At 27.4% G+C, this 20,318-nt stretch carries 20 protein-coding genes; 13 read left to right on the plus strand and 7 right to left on the minus strand.

The window, feature by feature from the left end; genetic code table 11:
- Positions 1–3: 3 nt before the first annotated feature.
- The 4 genes from AVENP_RS06195 to AVENP_RS06210 all read right to left on the minus strand — a co-directional run bounded on the left by AVENP_RS06195 (position 4) and on the right by AVENP_RS06210 (position 2,602).
- Entirely contained in the window at positions 4–753 is a 750-nt protein-coding gene (locus AVENP_RS06195; protein WP_228201861.1) for a metal ABC transporter ATP-binding protein, read from the minus strand.
- Entirely contained in the window at positions 744–1,613 is an 870-nt protein-coding gene (locus AVENP_RS06200; protein ID WP_128358697.1) for a metal ABC transporter substrate-binding protein, read from the minus strand. The genes AVENP_RS06195 and AVENP_RS06200 overlap by 10 nt, the downstream gene beginning before the upstream one ends.
- Before the next feature lie 189 nt (positions 1,614–1,802).
- Positions 1,803–2,117 (minus strand): EthD family reductase, encoded by a 315-nt coding sequence (locus AVENP_RS06205; RefSeq protein WP_128358698.1) that lies wholly within the window; start codon positions 2,115–2,117, stop codon positions 1,803–1,805.
- Positions 2,118–2,248: 131 nt separating this feature from the next.
- Positions 2,249–2,602 carry a DHCW motif cupin fold protein gene (locus tag AVENP_RS06210; protein WP_128358699.1) on the minus strand — a complete coding sequence of 118 codons (354 nt, stop codon included), beginning with the start codon at positions 2,600–2,602 and terminating at the stop codon, positions 2,249–2,251.
- 136 nt (positions 2,603–2,738) lie between these two features.
- Here AVENP_RS06210 and AVENP_RS06215 point away from each other — a divergent pair, with 136 nt between their 5' ends.
- The 13 genes from AVENP_RS06215 (at position 2,739) to AVENP_RS06275 (ending at position 17,900) form a co-directional block, all read left to right on the plus strand.
- On the plus strand, positions 2,739–3,134 hold the full coding sequence (locus tag AVENP_RS06215) for a hypothetical protein (RefSeq protein WP_128358700.1): 396 nt from the start codon (positions 2,739–2,741) through the stop codon (positions 3,132–3,134).
- A complete protein-coding gene (locus AVENP_RS06220) occupies positions 3,131–4,498 on the plus strand; it encodes a dihydrolipoyl dehydrogenase family protein (RefSeq protein ID WP_128358701.1) in 1,368 nt (455 codons plus the stop codon). The genes AVENP_RS06215 and AVENP_RS06220 overlap by 4 nt, the downstream gene beginning before the upstream one ends.
- Positions 4,499–4,572: 74 nt before the next feature.
- Positions 4,573–6,009, plus strand: a complete 1,437-nt coding sequence (locus AVENP_RS06225) for a sensor domain-containing diguanylate cyclase (RefSeq protein ID WP_128358702.1) — start codon at positions 4,573–4,575, stop codon at positions 6,007–6,009.
- A 111-nt stretch (positions 6,010–6,120) separates the two neighbouring features.
- Positions 6,121–6,678: a TetR/AcrR family transcriptional regulator gene (locus AVENP_RS06230; protein ID WP_228201869.1), complete on the plus strand. Its 558-nt coding sequence runs from the start codon at positions 6,121–6,123 to the stop codon at positions 6,676–6,678.
- Positions 6,668–7,561 carry an NADH-quinone oxidoreductase subunit B family protein gene (locus tag AVENP_RS06235; RefSeq protein WP_128358704.1) on the plus strand — a complete coding sequence of 298 codons (894 nt, stop codon included), beginning with the start codon at positions 6,668–6,670 and terminating at the stop codon, positions 7,559–7,561. The genes AVENP_RS06230 and AVENP_RS06235 overlap by 11 nt, the downstream gene beginning before the upstream one ends.
- A 2-nt stretch (positions 7,562–7,563) precedes the next feature.
- Positions 7,564–8,919: a nickel-dependent hydrogenase large subunit gene (locus AVENP_RS06240; protein ID WP_128358705.1), complete on the plus strand. Its 1,356-nt coding sequence runs from the start codon at positions 7,564–7,566 to the stop codon at positions 8,917–8,919.
- Between the two features lie 257 nt (positions 8,920–9,176).
- On the plus strand, positions 9,177–10,412 hold the full coding sequence (locus AVENP_RS06245) for a hydrogenase small subunit (protein ID WP_128358706.1): 1,236 nt from the start codon (positions 9,177–9,179) through the stop codon (positions 10,410–10,412).
- A complete protein-coding gene (locus tag AVENP_RS06250; RefSeq protein ID WP_128358707.1) occupies positions 10,412–12,154 on the plus strand; it encodes a nickel-dependent hydrogenase large subunit in 1,743 nt (580 codons plus the stop codon). Before AVENP_RS06245 ends, AVENP_RS06250 begins: the two co-directional genes overlap by 1 nt.
- A 19-nt stretch (positions 12,155–12,173) precedes the next feature.
- The gene (locus AVENP_RS06255; protein ID WP_128358823.1) at positions 12,174–12,851 is read left to right on the plus strand and encodes a cytochrome b/b6 domain-containing protein; all 678 of its coding nucleotides are present in this window, start codon (positions 12,174–12,176) and stop codon (positions 12,849–12,851) included.
- A 45-nt stretch (positions 12,852–12,896) separates the two neighbouring features.
- On the plus strand, positions 12,897–13,490 hold the full coding sequence (locus AVENP_RS06260) for a HyaD/HybD family hydrogenase maturation endopeptidase (RefSeq protein ID WP_128358708.1): 594 nt from the start codon (positions 12,897–12,899) through the stop codon (positions 13,488–13,490).
- Positions 13,456–15,006, plus strand: a complete 1,551-nt coding sequence (locus AVENP_RS06265) for a Kae1-like domain-containing protein (RefSeq protein ID WP_228201862.1) — start codon at positions 13,456–13,458, stop codon at positions 15,004–15,006. Before AVENP_RS06260 ends, AVENP_RS06265 begins: the two co-directional genes overlap by 35 nt.
- Positions 15,007–15,048: 42 nt before the next feature.
- Complete coding sequence (locus tag AVENP_RS06270) at positions 15,049–16,962, plus strand: TIGR00341 family protein (RefSeq protein ID WP_128358709.1); 1,914 nt, start codon at positions 15,049–15,051, stop codon at positions 16,960–16,962.
- A 56-nt stretch (positions 16,963–17,018) separates the two neighbouring features.
- On the plus strand, positions 17,019–17,900 hold the full coding sequence (locus tag AVENP_RS06275) for a VIT1/CCC1 transporter family protein (RefSeq protein WP_128358710.1): 882 nt from the start codon (positions 17,019–17,021) through the stop codon (positions 17,898–17,900).
- A 26-nt stretch (positions 17,901–17,926) separates the two neighbouring features.
- Here the strand turns inward: AVENP_RS06275 and AVENP_RS06280 are convergent, their stop codons facing one another.
- The 3 genes from AVENP_RS06280 to AVENP_RS06290 are packed head-to-tail and all read right to left on the minus strand — an operon-like array spanning position 17,927 to position 20,313.
- On the minus strand, positions 17,927–18,436 hold the full coding sequence (locus tag AVENP_RS06280; RefSeq protein WP_128358711.1) for a hypothetical protein: 510 nt from the start codon (positions 18,434–18,436) through the stop codon (positions 17,927–17,929).
- Positions 18,433–20,001, minus strand: coding sequence for a PepSY-associated TM helix domain-containing protein (locus tag AVENP_RS06285; protein WP_128358712.1), 1,569 nt, complete (start codon positions 19,999–20,001; stop codon positions 18,433–18,435). The genes AVENP_RS06280 and AVENP_RS06285 overlap by 4 nt, the downstream gene beginning before the upstream one ends.
- A 9-nt stretch (positions 20,002–20,010) precedes the next feature.
- Positions 20,011–20,313 carry a hypothetical protein gene (locus AVENP_RS06290; RefSeq protein ID WP_128358713.1) on the minus strand — a complete coding sequence of 101 codons (303 nt, stop codon included), beginning with the start codon at positions 20,311–20,313 and terminating at the stop codon, positions 20,011–20,013.
- Between the last annotated feature and the right edge of the window lie 5 nt (positions 20,314–20,318).

Genomic DNA, 20,318 nt, shown 5'->3' on the forward strand with positions numbered 1-20,318 from the left:
TCCTTAGTGATGATGACAAATAATATTGCTATTGATGCCATAGATTTTACTCATTTGTTCATCGTTAAGTATTTCATTGGGTGTATGACATGACAAAAGTGTTTGGTTAATACATAAAACTCTTTTAATATCATTTACAATTACACCTAAATCGTGGGTTATAAAAAGTATTGTAATATTCTCTTGTTTATTTAATTTGTTCAATAATTCATAGAATTTAGCTTGTGAATGTGTATCAACACCTGTATTTGGTTCATCAAGAATAAGAATTTCTGGTTTGCTAATAAGTGCTCGAGCAATCATTACTCTTTGTCTTTGCCCTCCTGAAAGCTGTGAAATTCTTCTATTTTTTAAATCTGTAATTTCAAGTTTTTCCATAATATTTTGGATATGTAAACTCTCTTCTTTTGAAATCTTTGAAAATAGAGAACTTTTGTGGGCTAATCCTAAATTAATCACTTCTTGAACAGTAACTGGAAAATTATTATCTACTAAAGTGGCTCTTTGAGGTACATAACCAATTTTACGATATTGTTTAAATAATGATTGTTCATAATTAAATAGTTTTATATGTGCATTTGTGGCTTGAATCAATCCTAATAATATTTTTATCAAAGTGCTTTTGCCACCACCATTTGGACCAATGATGGCAGCATATTCACCTCTTAATATTTCAAAAGATATATTTTGTAAAACATCTTTATAAGTTAGATTTTTAACATCAATTATAATATCAGAGAATTTTATTGACAATTCATTGCACTTTTTAATTTGATTAAATTTGCTGACATAATATCAATGAAACCTATGTTTTTTGTGTTTTCTTCTTGTGTTATATTTTCAACTGGTCTTAGGGCATCAGTTTTTACATTTGCTTCTTGAGCAATTGTTTTAGCTGTTTTATCACTTGCGAATTCTTCAAAAAATACTGTGTTTATTTTTTCTGTTTTAACTATTTTTATAAGATCAGCAATTTGTTTTGCAGATGGTTTTTCATCAGGAGACATTCCAGAAATTGAATATTGAGTTATTCCATAATCATTAGCTAAATATCCAAATGCATCATGATTTACAACAACTTTTTTGTTTTTACAAGTTTTTAATACTTGATATTCTTTTTGTAAAGCTGTGATTTTTTCAAGATAAATTGAGGCATTTTTCTCATAAACTTCTTTATTTACAATGTCTTTTTCAATTAAAAGTGTTTCAATATTTTTTATCATTTTAATATAGTTATCAAAACTAAGCCAATAGTGTGGGTCATAAGTTTTTCCATCATCGAACTCTTTGTGAGTTGCTAGTTTCACATGTTTACTCATATCGTATGTTTTATTTTCAATATCCATTGATTTGATTATTTTTACACTCCAAGGCTCCATAACTTCACCACTTGTAATAAAAATATCACTTTTTGATAAAATTGCCATATCTTTTGGATTTGGTTCAAATTCATGTGGTTCTGTTCCAAACGGAATTAGATTATTAAGAGTTACATTATTTCCTCCAACTTCTTTTACTACGCTATATAATGGGTATATTGTTGTTGTAACAGTGATCTTTGCAAATAACATTGTTGATGCTAAGATACTTAATCCTAAAATTTTTTTTAACATAATTATTCCTTTTGCAACTAAGTTGCATTTATTTTTGAGAATAATACATCTTGTGATCTTAAATGCGACTTAGTTGCAAAATAAATATATTTTAAATGAATTGATTAGCATAGAGTGATTTATTGAGATTAATTGAGCTTTTATCCCAATTACTAATAACTTTAGTATCTTGGGATAATATTTTTAGGGCTATTTACTTGCGATTTCACTAATTTGTATTTGAGCTTGAGCATTTGTATAATTTGGAATATCATTAACTAATCTTTGAGCATGTGGTCCAAAGGCAGTTTGAAAAGCTTCTATTGAATCAAAAGTCATAAAAACCATAGCAATAAAAGCAGGAGCTTCATCAATAGAGGCTCCAACTAATCCGAAACTTACTTGAATATCTTTTATGGCATCACCTAATAATTGTGAAATTAAAGGAATATGTTTATTACAATAATACTCTTTATTAAATTTCACATCTGCTGAGTTTGGATACATTACACTTACATTTATCATGGTATTTTCCTTTTTATAAATCTTCGAAAAGTTTAAAATTAATAGTATAAATACTTAATTAAAAATAAGCTACTTACACCGTTTAGATTCTACTTTATTTATTTTAGTGATAGCTTAAAAAAATCTTTATGTTAGTTCTTTAATTTCAAGAAATCCCCATCAATTATAAGTAACTTTACCCCATCTTTTGTAACTGAACGATGTGAACTTAACTCATCTGAAACTATATATGACATGCCAACTTTTAGTATAGAACTCTCACCATTTTTCTGTTCATTTATAACTTCACCTTCTAAACAGTAAACTATATGTCCTTTTTCACACCAATGATTAGCTACATAATTTTCACTATATTGAACAACTCTTACTCTTAATCCATCAAATTGTAATGTTTGCCAATATGCAACTCCTGATTCACCTTTATGTTCAGTTTTTGGTATATTTGACCAATCTATAGTTTGAAAAGGTATATTTTTATTATTCATTAATTATCCTATTTTGGTTTTTTAAGAAGTATAAGTTAATTAAAAGTTTTAAACAATCCAAATATTGCTAAAAATTACGTAAAGTTAAATTCTTAATCTATTGTTTGCTAGAATCAATAAAACAAAAGGAAATATTTTGATAAAACAACTTGGTCTTTTTACACTATCATTAATATCTATCATAGCTGTTTATGTTTTTTTATTGGGAGAAAATAAAACTATTGAAATAATAAAAGATGATTATCTTTATCTTTTAAGTTTAATTCCAATGGGATTTATTTATTTATATTTTAGGCTTAAATTAAAAGATTATGAGTTAATTGATTTTAATAAAAATGCCAATCTGTCTTTTCGTACTTCTATTGTGATTTTTCTTGTTTTTGAAGTTATTGATTATATTCAAGAAGATGGATTTATTGGAATGATTTCACAATGGTTCTTTTATTGGGTTATGGGCTTAATCGCTTTGTTTTTGATAGAAATTATAAACTATCTTAAAAATTATGTATTAATAAAAAAGGCTATAAAATGAAAAAGTTTGATTTAATAATAATAGGAGCAGGAAGAGCTAGTAATTTAGCTGTTAGTGCTGGAAAAGCTGGAAAAAAAGTTGCAATAATTGAAAAATCTACTTTAGGTGGAACTTGCCCAAATAGAGGTTGCGTTCCTTCTAAACTTCTAATTGGTTATGCACATGTTGCAAATGCTATAAAAGAATCAAATAGACACTTTATAAACTCAACAATAAATAATATTGATATAGAAAAAATCTTCGCTGAAACAAATGAATATATCTCAAAAATTGATGGAAGATACAATAGTAGATTTAATGAAAATGTAGAAGTTTTCAAAGGTACAGGTTTTTTCGTTTCAGATAATATAATAAAAGTAAATGAACAAAAATTAACAGCTCCTAAAATTGTAATTGCAACAGGAACAAAACCTAAAAAACCTGAACATGAAAAAGCTTGGACTAGTGATGATATTTTTCCTTTAGAAGGTAAAATTCCAAAATCAATTACAATAGTGGGTTCTGGATTTATAGCTTGTGAATTAGCAGGCTTTTTCTCGGCTATTGGAATAGAAACAAAATTACTTGTACGAAGTCAAAATATTTTAGGAAATGAAGATGACGAAATAGCTTCAATCTTTAAAAAAGAGTTTAGTAAAAAAGTAGATATTGAGTTTGATACAAGTGCAATTGATGTTGAGTACAAAAATGAGCAATTTACTATGATTTTAGAAAATACAAATGGACAAAAGAAACAGCATAAAAGTGAAGCTTTACTTTATGCAATTGGAAGAGAATCAAATACATCAAGTCTAAAACTAGAAAATACTTCTATCGAAATAAATGAAAGAGGCTATATAAAAAGAGATATTTTCTTTGAAACAACAGCAAAAGGTGTTTATGTAGTTGGTGATGCAGCAGGAGTTTATATGCTTCAACACGCAGCTGCTTATGAAGTAAATCACGTAAGTAAAATTTTACTTGAAGAGTGTGAAGAACCTTTACATTTTAAATATATGCCCCATGCAGTTTTTACAGATCCTGAAATTGCAAGTGTAGGACTTACTGAACAAGAAGCTAAAAAATTAAATATTGAATATATCTCTACAACAACAAACTGGTTAGCAAGTGCAAAAGCAATGTCAACAAAACTGAAATATCCAGTTACAAAATTTATAGTTAATCCAAAAAATTATGAAATCTTAGGTTGTCATATGATTGGTCCTGAAAGTTCAACAATGATGCATCAAGTATTAGCTGTAATGCACATAAATAATGACATAAGGCATTTAAAAGAGATGTTATATATTCATCCAGCTATGAGTGAAGCAATACTTCCAGCAGCAGTTGAAAGTGTAAGAGCGATTGAAAAGTTTAGGGAATAATTAGAAATTTAACCTTTTTTAGCTCTTTAAAGTTATAATTCCCAAAAATTATTATTTTAAATAAAAGGTAGATAATGAATTCAAAATATAAAATCGTTGTTTTAATTGGTCTTTTGCTATTAATACTATCAGTATCGATAACATTTATTAATTATTTTGTTTCGTTAAATAGTACTGAAAAACATTTAAGAACTCAATCTTTACCTCTTTCTTTGGATAATATTTACACAGAAATACAAAAGCATATAATTGAACCATATTTAGTATCTTCTATGATGGCAAATGATACTTTTGTTCAAGATTGGTTATTAAGTGATGAGGCTAATAATCAAAAAATTCAAAAATATTTAGAAGCTGTAAAAAATAAATATTCTATGTTTACAACATTTTTAGTATCAGAAAAAACAGGTAATTATTATACTCAAGATGGATTACTTGAAAAAATTGAGAAAGAAAATCCAAATAACGCTTGGTATTTTAAATTTAAACATATACAAGAAAGCCATGAAATAAATTTAGATTTTAATAAAAATCTATCAAACTCTTTAATTATGTTTATTAATTATAAAATATTTGATAGTAATTATTCTTATCTTGGAGCAACAGGGGTTGCCATTAAAATCTCATATATTGATGATATGCTAAAAATGTTTAGACAAAAATATCATTTTAAAGTCTCTTTTTTAAATGAAAATGGTGATATTGTCTTATCTGAAAAAGATATTATGCCTGAGAGAAATATTGATGAATTACCCAATTTAAAAAAGTATAAAAGTGAAATTATTTCAAAAGAACCTTTAAATTTAGAGTATGAAATTAACAACAAAAAAGGCCTTTTAAATACAAAATATATACCTGAGTTAAATCTATATTTATTAGTTGAAGCAAATCTTGATGATTTTATTACTGATGTAAAAGATATATTTTTTATAAATCTATTTTTCTCTTTATTTATTTCTATAATTATTACAATTATCATAACTTACATGATAAAAAAATATAATAAAAAATTAGAATATTTAGCTGATATTGATTTATTAACAAATATAAATAACAGAAGAGTTTTTACCTTAAAATTAGAACACACTATGTTATTTCATCAACGACATGAACAATCAATGTCTTTACTTTTCCTTGATATTGATAATTTTAAAGATGTAAATGATAAATTTGGACATATTATTGGGGATAAAGTTCTTGTACGAATTGCAGATATATTAAAAACAAATATAAGAAAAAGCGATTTATTAGCAAGATGGGGTGGAGAAGAGTTTGTAATTGCTTATGTAAATAGTTCAATTGAAGATTCAATAGCTGTAACAGAAAAATTAAAAAGTTTAATTGAAGATGATTATATTTTGAAAAATTTAAATGAATCAATAATCACTGCAAGTTTTGGATTAACCATATTGAAAAAAGAAGACACTATGGATGATTTAGTAAATAGAGCAGATATGGCAATGTATGAATCAAAAAATAATGGTAAAAATAGAATATCAATTATAGATTAATTATTATTTCAATTAATTCATAATTAATTAATATTAAATGTATTATTATAAACAAACGTTTTTAAAGGATAAAAGATTTCGACTACTAAAGAAAATAAAAAAAATAATATTATACAAAATGCTTTAAAACTTTTTTCTCAAAAAGGTTTTTATAATACTACAATTCCAGACATTGCAAAAGCTATGAGTATGAGTGTTGGGAATATGTATAACTATTTCTCTTCAAAAGAAGAACTTGCAAAATTTGCAATAAAATACTCAACAAATATCTTAGCTGAAGAGCTCAAAGAGATAAATAATTTAGATATAAGTTCAAAAGAAAAAATATATTTATTTGTAGAAAAATATTTAGAAAATGTACAAAAATCTCCTGAAGTTATTGAATATTTTTTAAGAGTCTATTTATCAAATAGAGAAGTATTCAAACAAGGTTGTGAGGGTTTCTTATGCGTAGGAGAATTTGTAACAGAAGTTATGATTTTACTTGAAGAGGGTGCAAGTAAAAAAGAGTTTAGAGAACAAGAATTTTTTCCAGCATTTGCCATGATAATGGGTTCATTAGGTGGATTTGCATTTTTAAGTGGAGAAAATGTTTTAGATAAAGAATTGCTTTTTTATTCAGATTCTGTTTCTGAAAACATATATCGTGCTTTGAAGTATGATAACTAAAAAAAAAACAACAGTTGTCTGGTTTACTGCAATTACATGTAATGGAAATACCCACTCTTTATTGAGTGCAAACTCAAGCAGGTTTGAACTTTTTCTAAATAGTTTTGATTTTATATATCATCCAAGTTTAACCATTGATAAAACCCTTGAAGATATATTAAATCAAAATGAAAAAATTGATTTTTTGTTAATCGAGGGTTCTATCTCTTCAAATAAAGATATATTTTCAATTCATGAAGATTCAACTTTTAATCATTTAAATAAATTGGCTTCAAAATCAAATTATATTATTGCTGTGGGTTCATGTGCATCTTACGGTGGAGTTCATGCAAAATTTACGCAAAATAGAGATATTTGCGGTATTAATGAGGCTATAAATAAAGATATTTTAGAAAATTTAGAACACAAAATAGTAAATCTTACAGGATGTCCAGTTCATCCAGAATGGATTTTACAAACTCTTTTTACATTAAAAACTTGTGGTGAAATGGCTTTGGATGAAGTAGGGCGACCAAAGGAACTTTATAGTAACTTAGCCCATCATGGATGCACAAGAAATGAGTATTTTGAGTGGAAAATTGAGGGTGCATTTGGACAAAAAGAGGGCTGTTTATTTTACGATCAAGGTTGTCGAGGGCCAATGACTCATAGCTCTTGCAATAAAATATTATGGAATGATATTAGTTCAAAAACAAGAGTTGGAATGCCTTGTATTGGCTGTACTGAAATAGATTTTCCAAGAAATGATATGTTAGAAACTAAAAAAAATATAGGAATACCTTATGAAGTTCCTTTGGGAATTTCAAAAAGAGCATATTTAAGTATTAGTGGAGTTGCAAAAACTTTTAGAATAGACAGACTTCATAAAAAATTAATGGAATAAAAGTGAAAACAATAGACTTAGTAGAAAGAATCGAAGGTGAAGCAAAACTTCATTGCACATGGGAAAACAATAAAGTGAGCAATGCCAGAATTGATTTTTTAAACTTTAGAGGTTTTGAATATATTTTAGAAGGAAAATCACCTTTAGATGCTTTAGTTTATACCCCAAGAATTTGTGGAATTTGTGGACAAGCTCATTTAAAAGCAACCGTTGAAGCTTTGGAAAATATTTATGAAAATATAAATGAGAAATTACAAATTACGCAAAAAGCAAAACTTTTAAGAGAAATAGGTTTAAATATCGAGATAATAGATTCTCATATAAAATGGTTTTATATGTTTATTCTTCCTGATATTATAAAACTAGATACAAATGATTTAGGAATTTATGCTCCATTAAAAGGAACACGATGGATGCAAGCTCAAAAAGCTGCCAGTGAAACTATAAAAGCATTAGCAGTGATTGGTGGACAATGGCCACATACATCATATATGATTCCTGGTGGAGTTATGAGTGACCCTACTAAACTTGATTTAATTATGATGCAAAACTATCTTCAAACAGCAATTAGTTTCTTTGAAAATTCAATTAGTGGAGTTAGTTTAGAAAATTATTTAGCTTATGAGAGAGTTGATAATTTAGAAGATTTAAGTGCTGATTTAAAATATTTTAAAGATTTAGCATTTAAATACTCTTTAGATAAATATGGAAAATCATATAACAGATTTATAACTTTAGGGGAATCAAGTTTATTTAAAAGTGGAAGAATAAAACGAAAATTAGTTAATAAATTAGATTTTTCAAAAATAGTTGAAGATGATACTAATACTTTTTCTTTAAATAAAAATGATAATACTCAAGAAAAACATACTTGGTCAAAATCAGTATCTTATGATGAAATTTTTTTTGAAACAGGACCACTTTCTCGTGCAATTATCTCAAATAGAAAATTTATAAAAGAGATACACAAATCTTTTGATGATTCAGTTTTTTCAAGAGTAATGGCAAGAGTTGATGAAATTGCACATCTTTTAAATGAAACTAATAATTTAATCTCTCAAGTAGATATTTCAGAACTTTCATATGTAAAACCAAAATTCTCACTAAAAGATATTGAAAATGGTTCTGGAATGGCAGTTGTTGAAGCTTGTCGAGGCTCACTTTTACATAATATAACTATTGAAAAAGGATTGATAAAATCATATGATGTAATTACTCCAACTGTTTGGAATTTAGGTCCTGAAAATAAAACTCAAAAAGGAATTGCACAAAAAGCTATTATTGGTTCTTCAAGCATCGAAATAGCAAAAATAGTCTTACGAAGCTTTGATGTTTGCTCTGTTTGTACTACTCACTAATGAACATTTATTCGTAAAATAAGTGTATATTTGTAACAATTTGAAAAAAAATTAAAATTAAAATTTTCTTATACACTTTTCGAACTAAAATAATGTAAATACCATAAAATCATATAAGCTGAAAAATAAAATAATATAAATACCAACAATGCTAGTTTAATGCTATTTTTCACGTAATTTAATTAAGAAAAGAATAAGTCTGATACAGATATTTTACATATAGTAAATGAACATTCATTTTTTAAGGAGTACGAGGTATGATTGATTCGCAAGAAATGGTAAAAAAAGTTTTTACCCAAAAATCAGGAAAAGTTGAAACAAACAAAGGTGAAGAATATTACAACTCTTTATTTGAAAAAGTAAAAAGTCGTTTATCAATATTAAAAGCGCAACCTGCACTTAAAGATATTGATTTAATGGATGTAATAGAATCTGAAGGTGTAAATAGAAGAGATTTTATGAAGTGGGTTAGTGCTACAACTGCTACACTTATGTTACCTCCTATGTTTGCTCCACTTGTAGCAGAAGCTACTGAACTTATGAATAGAGTTCCAGTTATTTGGATTGAATTACAAGATTGTGCTGGAAATTCTGAAGCACTTTTAAGAAGTTCAGCTCCAACTGTTGATGATTTATTATTTGATGTATTAAGTTTGGAATATCATGAAACTTTACAAGCCTGTGCTGGTTTTGATGCTGATAAACAACTTGAAGAAGCAGTTGAACATTTCAAAGGTAAATATTTATTATTTGTTGAGGGTGCAATTCCAATGGCTATGAATGGTCAATATGGAACAATTGGTGCTATGGGTGAAACTTTCCATGATCACTTAATTAGAATGTCAAAAGATGCAGCTGCTATTGTTGCTGTTGGTACATGTGCAACATTTGGAGGAATTCCAGCAGCTGCTCCAAATCCAACAGGTGCAGTTGGTGTTATGGATATTGTAAAAGGTAAACCAATTATCAATATTCCAGCCTGTCCTGCAAATCCTGCAAATATGGTGGGGGTTGTTTTACATTATGTATTAACTGGTCAAATTCCAGAACTTGATTCACTTTTAAGACCAAAATTCGCATTTGGATATAGAATCCATGATAACTGTGAAAGAAGAGCTCACTTTGATGCTGGTGAGTTTGTTGAAGAGTGGGGAGATGAAGGTGCTAAAAACAATTTCTGTTTATATAAAATGGGTTGTAAAGGTCCAATGACATTTAATAACTGTTCAATTATTAGATATAACGAGGGTACAAACTGGCCTATTGGTGTAGGACGAGGATGTATAGGATGTAGTGAGCCACAATTTTGGGATAAATATGCTTATGAAAGACCAATGGCAGATGCAAAAATCAAAGCACCAACTGGTGGAGTTGAAAAAACTGTAGATGAGTTTGGTTTAGGATTATTAACAGCAACAGCTATTGGTATTGGAGTTCATGCAGTGGCATCAGCAGTTGCAGGAAAAAAATCAAATGAAGGGGAAGAAAAATAATGGCAAACAAACACTTAGTAATAGATCCAATTACAAGAATTGAAGGACATCTTAGAATCGAAGCAATTATTGATGAAAATAATGTTGTAGTTGATGCTTTTTCATCTTCAACAATGTTTAGAGGAATTGAAGAGATTTTAAAAGGAAGAGACCCAAGAGATTGTGGTTTATTAGCAATGAGAATTTGTGGAGTTTGTACAGGAACTCACTATCAAAGAAGTATTGAAGCTGTTGAACATGCCTTTAAAATTACTATTCCAAAAAATGCAAGATTAGTAAGAAATCTTATTCAAGGTGCTTTATATTTACATGACCATATTGTTCACTTCTATCACTTACACGCACTTGACTGGGTTGATATTACAGAAGCTTTAAAAGCAGATCCAAAAGCAACGGTAGCTGAAGCTCAAAAATGGGCAGGTGTTTCAGGACACAGACCATGGAATGCTAGCGAAGATGTATACGCAGCTGTTCAAGAAAGAGTTACAAAATATGTAAAACAAGGAAGATTAGGAATCTTTGGAAATGCATATTGGGGAAGTAAAGGATTTAAACTTACTCCTGAACAAAATTTAATAGGTTTATCTCACTATTTAGATGCTTTAGAATTACAAAGAGAATTAGCAAAAATGATGGCTATTTTTGGTGGTAAAAACCCACATCCACAATCTTTTGTTGTTGGTGGAGTAACTTGTGTTCAAGATATTAAAAATCCAGCAAGAATTGCAGAATTTAAACAAATTCTAAAAAGAGCTCAAAAATTTGCAAAAGAAGCATATTTACCAGATGTTTATATGGCTGGAACTATGTATGCAGGCGAAGCTCTTGAAGGAATTGGTGGTGGTTTAGGAAACTATATGTGTTATGGTGACTTTAGACTTGATGATACACCATTTTATGAAGCATCAAAACTATTCCCATCAGGAATTGTAAAAAACAGAGATTTATCAAAAGTATTTGATATTGATCAAACAAAAATTACAGAAGATGTTACTCATGCTTGGTATGAAGGTAATACAAATTTACATCCATTTGAGGGTGTTACAAAACCTGCATATACTGGTTTTGGTAAAAAAGAAGACAATATTGCATACCTTGACACAAACAATAAATATTCTTGGATTAAATCACCATTATATGATGATGAAAGAATGGAAGTTGGACCACTAGCTAGAATGATAGTTGGGGTTGCACGTGGTGATGAAAGAATTTCTAAATATGTAACAACATTCTTAAAAAATGGAAACTTACCAACAACTGTATTATTCTCAACAGTTGGAAGAACTGCTGCACGTGCAATTGAGACAGAACTTATGGCTGATGTTATGATGGAATGGATTGATGAATTAGCTTCAAATGTAGCTCATGGAGATTTATCTACATGGACTGAATTTAACTTTGATACAGTTTCAAAAGATGCTCAAGGGTATGGAATGGCTGAAGCTCCAAGGGGTGGTTTAGGTCATTGGATTAAAATCAAAGATGGGAAAGTAGCAAATTATCAAGCAGTTGTTCCATCAACTTGGAATGCAGCTCCAAGAGATTATAAAGGAAGAATGGGTGCTTATGAATCATCATTAATTGGCACAAAAGTAGCAAATGTGGATCAACCCCTTGAGATTTTAAGAACAATCCATAGTTTTGACCCATGTATTGCTTGTGCTGTTCATATTGTTGATACAAAAGGTAAAGAATTAGGTGTTTATAAAGTAGATCCAATTGGAGGAACAAGCCGTGCCTAACATTAAAGAGGTTAAAAGAATGACAGGAACTATGAGAATCATACATTGGCTAAATGCTATTTGTATGGTAGTTGCTGTTATAACCGGTTTATATATAGGTCACCCTTATTACCAAACATTTATAGCAGATCCAGCAGTGGATAAGTATGTAATGGCTTGGAATAGATGGGGGCATTTAATAGTTGCAATTATTTTTGATGTAACTGCTGTATTAATAGGTTATTTATATTTCTTTTCAAGATTTGAAAAACCATATAAAAAACTAATTCCTACGGGAAAAAATATAAAAGAATTCTTTGAAGTATTTTTAAATCTAATTACTTTTAACAGAAGAAAAAACTTTGATTCATCACATAGTGATAGTTATAATATTGTATTTTTTACAATTTTTCACTTATTACTAATATTTATGTTATTTACAGGACTTCAACTTTATGTTCAAGGACTAGCTTCAGGTATTAGTTCAATTGGAACTTGGTGGCCTTGGATGCTTCATTTAACAACGGATTGGACATTAATTGCATTTGGTGGAAATATGGGTGTTAGAATTGCTCATCATACATCAATGTATTTAATTCTAGTTTGGGTAATGTGTCATATTTATTATCAAATCTGGAGAACAATCTTCTGGAAAGAGGGTGATATCGCTATTGTTATTGGTGGTAGTAAATTTGTAAGAGAAGAAGAAAAAAAATAGAGTAAAGCAGGGGCGAAAGCCCCTTTTCATTTAAAGGTGTAATTTATGAAAAAAAGAAATATTGTAATTGGTGTTGGAAATATGCTTTTCAAAGATGAAGGTATAGGTATTTATGCAAGTGAATATATTAAACAAAATTATGAGTTTGATGATAAAGATTTAGAGATAATTGACGGTGGGACATTAGGGTTTAAACTAATGGCATATTTTCAAGAGTATGACAATGTTATTATTTTAGATACTGTGTCTATTGAAGATGAGGTTGGAGGAATTTATAGACTTCCATCTGATGTACTTTTAGGACTAGGAACATATAGAAAAACAGCCCATGAAGTTGAAATCGTTGAAATGTTAGAGATAGTATCTGTTTTAGATTCCCATGCAAATGTAACAATTATTGGAATAATTCCAAAGGATATTGAAACTGTTCAAATTGGACTGACAATAGAGATGGAAGATAAATTTGAAGAATTTATTTCAAATGGTTTAAAAGAGATAGAATCTTTAGGAATAAAAGCTACAAAAGTTAATAATATTGTACTTAGTGATGTTGTAAAAAGCATGATAGGCAGTTACAATGGTGAGCATTTAACAAGAATTCCAAATGAAGAAGATTTCACACATGCAATTAATTTATAAAATAGAATTTAATACTACAAATTTATATTTTAAACACATTATTGAGAGTTTGATAAAAGAGGCTAATATAAATGCTTCTTGCAAACAATATAATGCTTTTATACTTATTATTGTAGAAGCTCTTGCTCAAGAGATAGAAGATTTTTTTGCTTTATTAGAAAATAAATTGCCACTTAGTATTTTTATAGGAAACTCATATGTTGTTGAAACTTATGATGAAACTTTAGTTGAAATAGAAGATTTTGAGATAAAACAAAATCTATCTCTTTTAACAAATGACGCAATTAGAAAAATTATTTTAGAAAATAATATAGATTTCTCAAACGATATTTTAAAAATTGTAAAAGGTGGAATTTCAAGATTTGAAACACGTAATGGATTAAAAGACTATTTTTTGCCAAATAAAGATATAAGAGAAAATTTCGAAAATAAAGGTTTTGAAGTTAAACTTTTAATTACTGATATTTCAAAAGTTGAAGAAATTTTTGATATAAATATGAAAGATTATCAACTTCTTTGCTCAATAGAGCGACCTTTAGTAAAACTAAAATTTAAAATACTAAAAAATTCTGATAAAGAGTTTTCATCTACAAATTTTATTTATGCAAAAATTCCTGATGATAAAGAAGTAGTTTTATTTGCAAAAGCTTTAAAAGAGTATGGAATAAATCATGTTTTATATGTAAATGATGAAGTTTATCAAGATGGATTAAAAATCACATATTTTAAAGAGCAAAATCTAATAATTCATGGAGATAAAGGTTTATTTCCAAAATATGATTTTATTGCAAATAAAAAATTTAACTCTTCAAAAGATTATTTTGATGAAAATGGTGGAGTTTTTAAAGCAATACTTGCCCAAAGTGCAAAAAGATTAATTTCTTCTGTTGGAGTTTATTTTTCTCAAAATTCTCATAAAAGTTCAATTTCTGTGAATATCCCAACAAAGGGAATAAAAGATATTATCTCTATTCCAAATATTCACAATAGTATAAAAAACTGCTTTGAAGAGATTTCAGATATTGATGAACATTGTGCAAGACTTATTGCAAATTATTCAAAAAAATTTCCAATGGTTTTAGAAGGTGAAGTTGCACAAAATACAAATGGTTTTGAATCAATCATAAATATGTGTGCAAAAGTTTTAGGGATAAATAGTGCAAAAGAGTTTGAAGATATAGCATTAGATACAAATTTATCAAGTGGTATTCAAATTGATATGAAACTTGTAAGTTTAGATGGAGTAAACTATTTAGACTATAGAAGAACGGTTCAATCAATAATGGCATATAAAATGGCTGATGTTGATAATATAACTTTGATTTACTCTTTTTATGAAAGTTTGAGCGAATTTATTTGTAATTATGTAAATGAAATTGCAACAGATATAAAAGCAAATGATGTTGTTTTATGTGGAAATATGTTTGCAAATTCAATTTTATTATCTAAAACAAATAAAACTCTTAGTAAAACTTATAATATCATTTTGCCAAAAGAGTATCCACTAGATTATTAAAAGAACCAAGTAAACTATATAATCTAAAAAAGGATTAATATAGTGTACAAACAAGTCTATTTTATTAGCCAAGAAAAAGATAAAAAAATTCTTGATGAGATATTTGATTATATAAAAGAAAAATATAAAAGTGAAATATCAACTTTTTCAATAGATAAGATATTTGATGATAAAAAAAATAAAGATATATTATTTCTTTTATATTTAGGTGATGAGGAAATTAAAACATTTTTTCAAAATCACCTAAATAAAACTATATCAATATCTATTCTTCCCCACGAAAAATCTTTAAATGCAATAAAAAATTATAGTATTTCAAAAGATATTAAAGATGCTATTGATGATGCATTTAATCCTGAGCTTTTAAGTAAAATAGATTTATTAAAATGTAATGATTATCTCAGTTTTAATCGTATTTCAATTGGCGATATGCACGGAATGAATAATTATGATTATAATGAAAATAGCAGATTTAGAAAAATTAAGATCTTTTTTAATAATCTTAAAAATATAAAATTCAAAAGTTATACTTTAACCACCTCTAAAGATCAAACTGTACAAACAGCAGCATCAGGAATTACTGTACTTGAACACTTAAGTTTAGCCACTCAAGAATCAGCAATAAGAGATGAATTATCTATTCATGATGGAAAATTAAATGCTTACATTTTAGCTCCAACTTCTTTGATTTCTTATGTATGGTATTTATTAGCAATCTTTTTTTATCAAAAAGTTTCTTTAATGTCACTGCCAAAAAGTTTAGGATTTATCAAAGCTTCAAAACTAACTGTCTCTTCAAGTGAAATACTGGATTATCAAATTGATAATAGTGATTTACATCAATCTAAAACTATTGAACTTGAAGTACTACAAGATTGTATAAATTTACATTTAGGAAGAGATTTATTAGAAATTGTAAAAAATGATGAAAAACATATAGAAGAAAAAGATGTAATAAAATTAAATTCTTTGCCAAAAGCTGAGATAAGTAGTATTTTAATTGAGGGAAAATTACCACTATTTAAAAAAGCAACAGATGAGGATTTTAAAGATTTATTAAGTAATTTAAAAGATAACGCAAAATTTTCTTATATCTTTGCTACTTTAATGATTTTAAGTACTTTATTAGCTACAACTGGACTTTTTGCTAATTCTACACCTGTTATTATTGGAGCTATGATATTAGCACCTTTAATGGCTCCTATTATCTCTTTATCAATGGGTGTGATAAGAGCAGATAAATTTCTATTGTTTCAAAGTGTAAGAACAATGCTTTTTGGTATTTCTTTAGCTTTATTATTTTCTAGTATATATACTTTATTTATACCTTTAGAGCAAATAACTGTAGAGATGCAAGGACGATTAAATCCTAATTTATTGGATTTAATGGTTGCTATATTTTCTGGAATGGCTGGGGCATATGCATATTCAAAAGAAGAAGTTGCAAAATCTCTTGCAGGTGTTGCAATTGCAGTTGCATTAGTTCCACCTTTGAGTGTAATAGGAATTGGAATTGGAATTAGAAATATTGATGTAATTTATGGTTCTTTTTTACTTTTTGCAACAAATTTAGTTGGAATAACTCTAAGTGCAGCTTTAACTTTTATTGTTTTAGGTTTTGCACCTGTGAAAAAAGCTAAAAAAGGTTTACTTTATACTTTTGTTTTAATGGTGATAATTAGCATACCTTTATTTTTATCATTTATGAAAGTAGTTGATAAATATGAATATTTCAATAAATTAAATAGTGTTAAATCTATAGTATTAGAAGATAAAAAAGTAGAACTAAAAATACAATTAATACAAAATAAAAAAGATAAAATACTTGTAAATATTGAGCTTATTTCAGATAAATATCTATTATTTGATGATTATCTAATCATCAAAAATAAGTTACAAGAAACAGTTGATAAACAAATAGTTTTAAAAATAACACCAGTAATAAAAATAGATTAATTTGATATTATTTTTAAATAGTTTGTAATAGTATATAAAAATAAAAAGGAGACAAAATGAATACAACTTCTGAAGAAGAACATCTAAAAAAAGCCTTAAAACAACAACAAAATGAGATAAATGACCATACGATTTACAAAACATTAGTATCTTATCAAAGTGATGAAACCAATAAAAAAATCTTTGAAAAAATAGCTAAAGAGGAAAAATCTCATTATGACTTTTGGGTTAAAATAACAAAAAAAGAGATAGCACCTCAAAGATTTGTAGTTTTATGGTTTATCTTCCTTGTGAAAGTTTTTGGAACTTCTTTTGCTTTAAAAACATTGGAAAAAAGAGAGGCAGGAGCGGAAGAATATTATAAAGAACTTTTTGAAATATATCCAGAATCAAGAAAAATTTATAAACAAGAAACGGAACATGAGTTCGAACTTATTGATATGTTAAATGATAAAAAACTTTTATACGCAGGTGCAATAGTTTTAGGAATGAATGATGCTTTGGTTGAATTAACAGGAACCTTAAGTGGTATTGCTTTGGCTTTTGATAAGAGTTTAACAGTTGGATTAACAGGTCTTATTATGGGAATTGCAGCATCTTTATCAATGGCTGGATCAGCGTATTTTGAAGCAAAAGAGAATCCAAGTGATGATATAAATCCTTTGATTTATTCACTTTATACAGGAGTATCATATATATTAACAACAACTATTTTAGTTGCTCCATTTTTTATATTTGAAACAATGGCATATTCTTTGATTATGATGTTTATAAGTGCCTTTTTAGCCATCATCTCTTATAACTTTTATATAAGTATAGCAAAGGATTTAAGTTTCTCAAAAAGAGTTATTCAAATGTCAGCAATTACTTTTGGAGTTGCTCTTATTTCATTTGGAATAGGTTATCTTGTGAAGTTTTATTTTGGAATAGAGATATAAAAGTTTTAACTTTTTTGTTAAATGAACTACTTATTTTGTAGTTCATTTATTAATTTATTAGTATTTTTTATGCTTACAACTATTGTTGCTAAAAGTAAAATAAAAGCTAAAATTATGCTTACAGTTACAGCCATGCTTGATGAAATTTGCATCATATTTCTACTAGGTTTTTGTTCTTTATTAGAATTTTCTTTAGTTTTGATTTTTTCTACATCTTTAAATCCCTCTTTTGGAGGAATCCCATCTTTTACAATTTCATCACCATCACTTTCATCTATTAGACTAATTTGATAGGGAATTTTTGGAATATCAAATGTTATTGCATTGTTACTTGAAAATCTTTTTTCAAATAATACTTCATTTGATATAGTAGATTTTAATTGTAGTAATGCTCCTGTTATGTCTTCTCCTGTATTAAATTTTCCATTTACCGTTATTGTATTATTTTTATTATCTGTTATATTCATTATTAATTCATGACCAAAAAGATATATTGGAACTAATATTAAAAATATAATTTTTAAAGATTTTTTCATTTTTCATTTTCCTTTTTTGAATTATTAAATAGTTTAAAATTATCTCTACTTTGTGGCAATTTCTTTCCTATGAAAATAAGTAATAGTCCAAACAAAATTAAAGATATATCAACTCCTAAAATATTTGGCATTAATGTCATTGGATTTAAATTTAAAATTATAAAATGCAGAAATACAGATGATATAAATAAAACTCCAGCACTTAAAAAGAACTCTTTTGAAGCTTGATAAGAATTAATTCTATAAAATGACCAAAATAGGGTAAATAACCAAACATTATAAAAAATTCCTTGTTGCCATAAAACTCTATCTTCTAAATTAAAAGGTAAAAGCCATTGTAGTACAAAAAGCATTGCAGTTGCAGGTATTACTCCTATCATTGAGGCAAGTGATAATTTCCCCATCCAGTGATAAAAAGTAATTTTCCCCTCAAATTTTTTTGCTTTCTTTTCAAGCCATAACATAACTCCAAATCCAATAGCAACTCCACAAAGTGCCATTATTAAAGCTACAAGTATTCTTGAAAAAATATCAATTCCAAATAAAAAGTGTAAGAAAAATAGTGTTTCTGCTACAAAAACTGGCCAAACGTTATTTAATACAGTTTTATTTTCAATTAAATCACCCGTATGAATATTTAATGCAACATAAGGAATATTAAAAATTCCTCCATTTAAAAATGGTTTATATGGGTTATATCCTATAAATTCAGCCCTTGCAGTTTCATCATTCCAATTTATTACTTTTATTTGTTTAAAAGTAAGTTGAGGATTTATTTCTTGGGCTTTTATTAATAACTGTGATAAAGGTAACATTGAAGCTGTAATATTTTGTTTTTTTATTGCTTTATTTTGAGGGAAAAGTACACTTCCTACAACACCATCAATTGAATTTTTTTCATTTTTAGTTAAAATTTTTGACATAGGTCCTGCACTCACAAGTCCAACATTCATAACAGCACCAGATAATGTTATTAGTAAAAATGGAATAAAAAGCCATGTAAAAACTTTTACATGAATAGTTGAAAATAGGGCTTGTTGATTTTTTGCTTTATATCTAAATTTAAAAATATAAATTAGCATTAATCCAGTTATTACTAAAAGCATGGTTCCTACTGCCACAAAACCAAAAGATAACCTTCCAATTAATTTTAAAGGTTGCCCATAATGAAGTTCATTTAAAAAAGCAGCTAAATTTGTAACATTTTTATCTTCATCATCTATTCTTTCACTTGTGATTGGATTAAAAACCACTGGTTTTACAAATCTATTTGAAATACTTATTGCAGAATCCCCAATTCGTCCGGGTAAATTTATTAAAAGATTATCTTTTGGGAAATCTGGATTTTTTAAAACTTCATTAATCATGTTGTTATAATCAATTTTTGTAATATCTGATTTTTCTATATATCTTGATGGTTTTTCCCAAGTCTGAATATATGGTAAAAATATTGCAAAAACTCCAAAAAATATTGCAATATACATAATCAAAGAAAATGTTATACCAGCTGCAACATGCAGTCTAAAAAGTCTTTGTTTAAATAGTTTAGATTTTGATTCTTCCACCTATTTTCCTTAGTATAAAATATAAAGTGCTATTGTAAAAATAATAGTAGGTACTAGAAATTTTATTAATGCATCAAATTTTGTGTATGATAAAGCTATCCAAGTAGCAGCAACTGCCCAAGCAAAGGTATTAAACATAATTGAGATAATTGCTGATTCTTTGATTTCTAAAGGTATTATAAAAGCAACTAAAGTCATAGTTAAATATGAAAGAACCAAACCACCAAAAATGGCAGTTATTGTTCTAAATAGTCCTATTTCTTTTCCTTTTTCTTCAGGTGTAGATAAATAAGTATATATTTTTTTTATCATTTTTT

The organism is Arcobacter venerupis, assembly GCF_013201665.1.
In the GTDB taxonomy this organism is placed as follows: domain Bacteria; phylum Campylobacterota; class Campylobacteria; order Campylobacterales; family Arcobacteraceae; genus Aliarcobacter; species Aliarcobacter venerupis.

Excerpts from the sequence above, each read along its gene's own strand:
- AVENP_RS06200 (WP_128358697.1), bottom strand. The coding sequence starts at position 1,613 with ATGTTAAAAAAAATTTTAGGATTAAGTATCTTAGCATCAACAATGTTA.
- AVENP_RS06205 (WP_128358698.1), bottom strand. The coding sequence starts at position 2,117 with ATGATAAATGTAAGTGTAATGTATCCAAACTCAGCAGATGTGAAATTT.
- AVENP_RS06210 (WP_128358699.1), bottom strand. The coding sequence starts at position 2,602 with ATGAATAATAAAAATATACCTTTTCAAACTATAGATTGGTCAAATATA.
- AVENP_RS06220 (WP_128358701.1), top strand. The coding sequence starts at position 3,131 with ATGAAAAAGTTTGATTTAATAATAATAGGAGCAGGAAGAGCTAGTAAT.
- AVENP_RS06225 (WP_128358702.1), top strand. The coding sequence starts at position 4,573 with ATGAATTCAAAATATAAAATCGTTGTTTTAATTGGTCTTTTGCTATTA.
- AVENP_RS06235 (WP_128358704.1), top strand. The coding sequence starts at position 6,668 with ATGATAACTAAAAAAAAAACAACAGTTGTCTGGTTTACTGCAATTACA.
- AVENP_RS06245 (WP_128358706.1), top strand. The coding sequence starts at position 9,177 with ATGATTGATTCGCAAGAAATGGTAAAAAAAGTTTTTACCCAAAAATCA.
- AVENP_RS06250 (WP_128358707.1), top strand. The coding sequence starts at position 10,412 with ATGGCAAACAAACACTTAGTAATAGATCCAATTACAAGAATTGAAGGA.
- AVENP_RS06255 (WP_128358823.1), top strand. The coding sequence starts at position 12,174 with ATGACAGGAACTATGAGAATCATACATTGGCTAAATGCTATTTGTATG.
- AVENP_RS06260 (WP_128358708.1), top strand. The coding sequence starts at position 12,897 with ATGAAAAAAAGAAATATTGTAATTGGTGTTGGAAATATGCTTTTCAAA.
- AVENP_RS06265 (WP_228201862.1), top strand. The coding sequence starts at position 13,456 with ATGAAGAAGATTTCACACATGCAATTAATTTATAAAATAGAATTTAAT.
- AVENP_RS06275 (WP_128358710.1), top strand. The coding sequence starts at position 17,019 with ATGAATACAACTTCTGAAGAAGAACATCTAAAAAAAGCCTTAAAACAA.
- AVENP_RS06280 (WP_128358711.1), bottom strand. The coding sequence starts at position 18,436 with ATGAAAAAATCTTTAAAAATTATATTTTTAATATTAGTTCCAATATAT.
- AVENP_RS06290 (WP_128358713.1), bottom strand. The coding sequence starts at position 20,313 with ATGATAAAAAAAATATATACTTATTTATCTACACCTGAAGAAAAAGGA.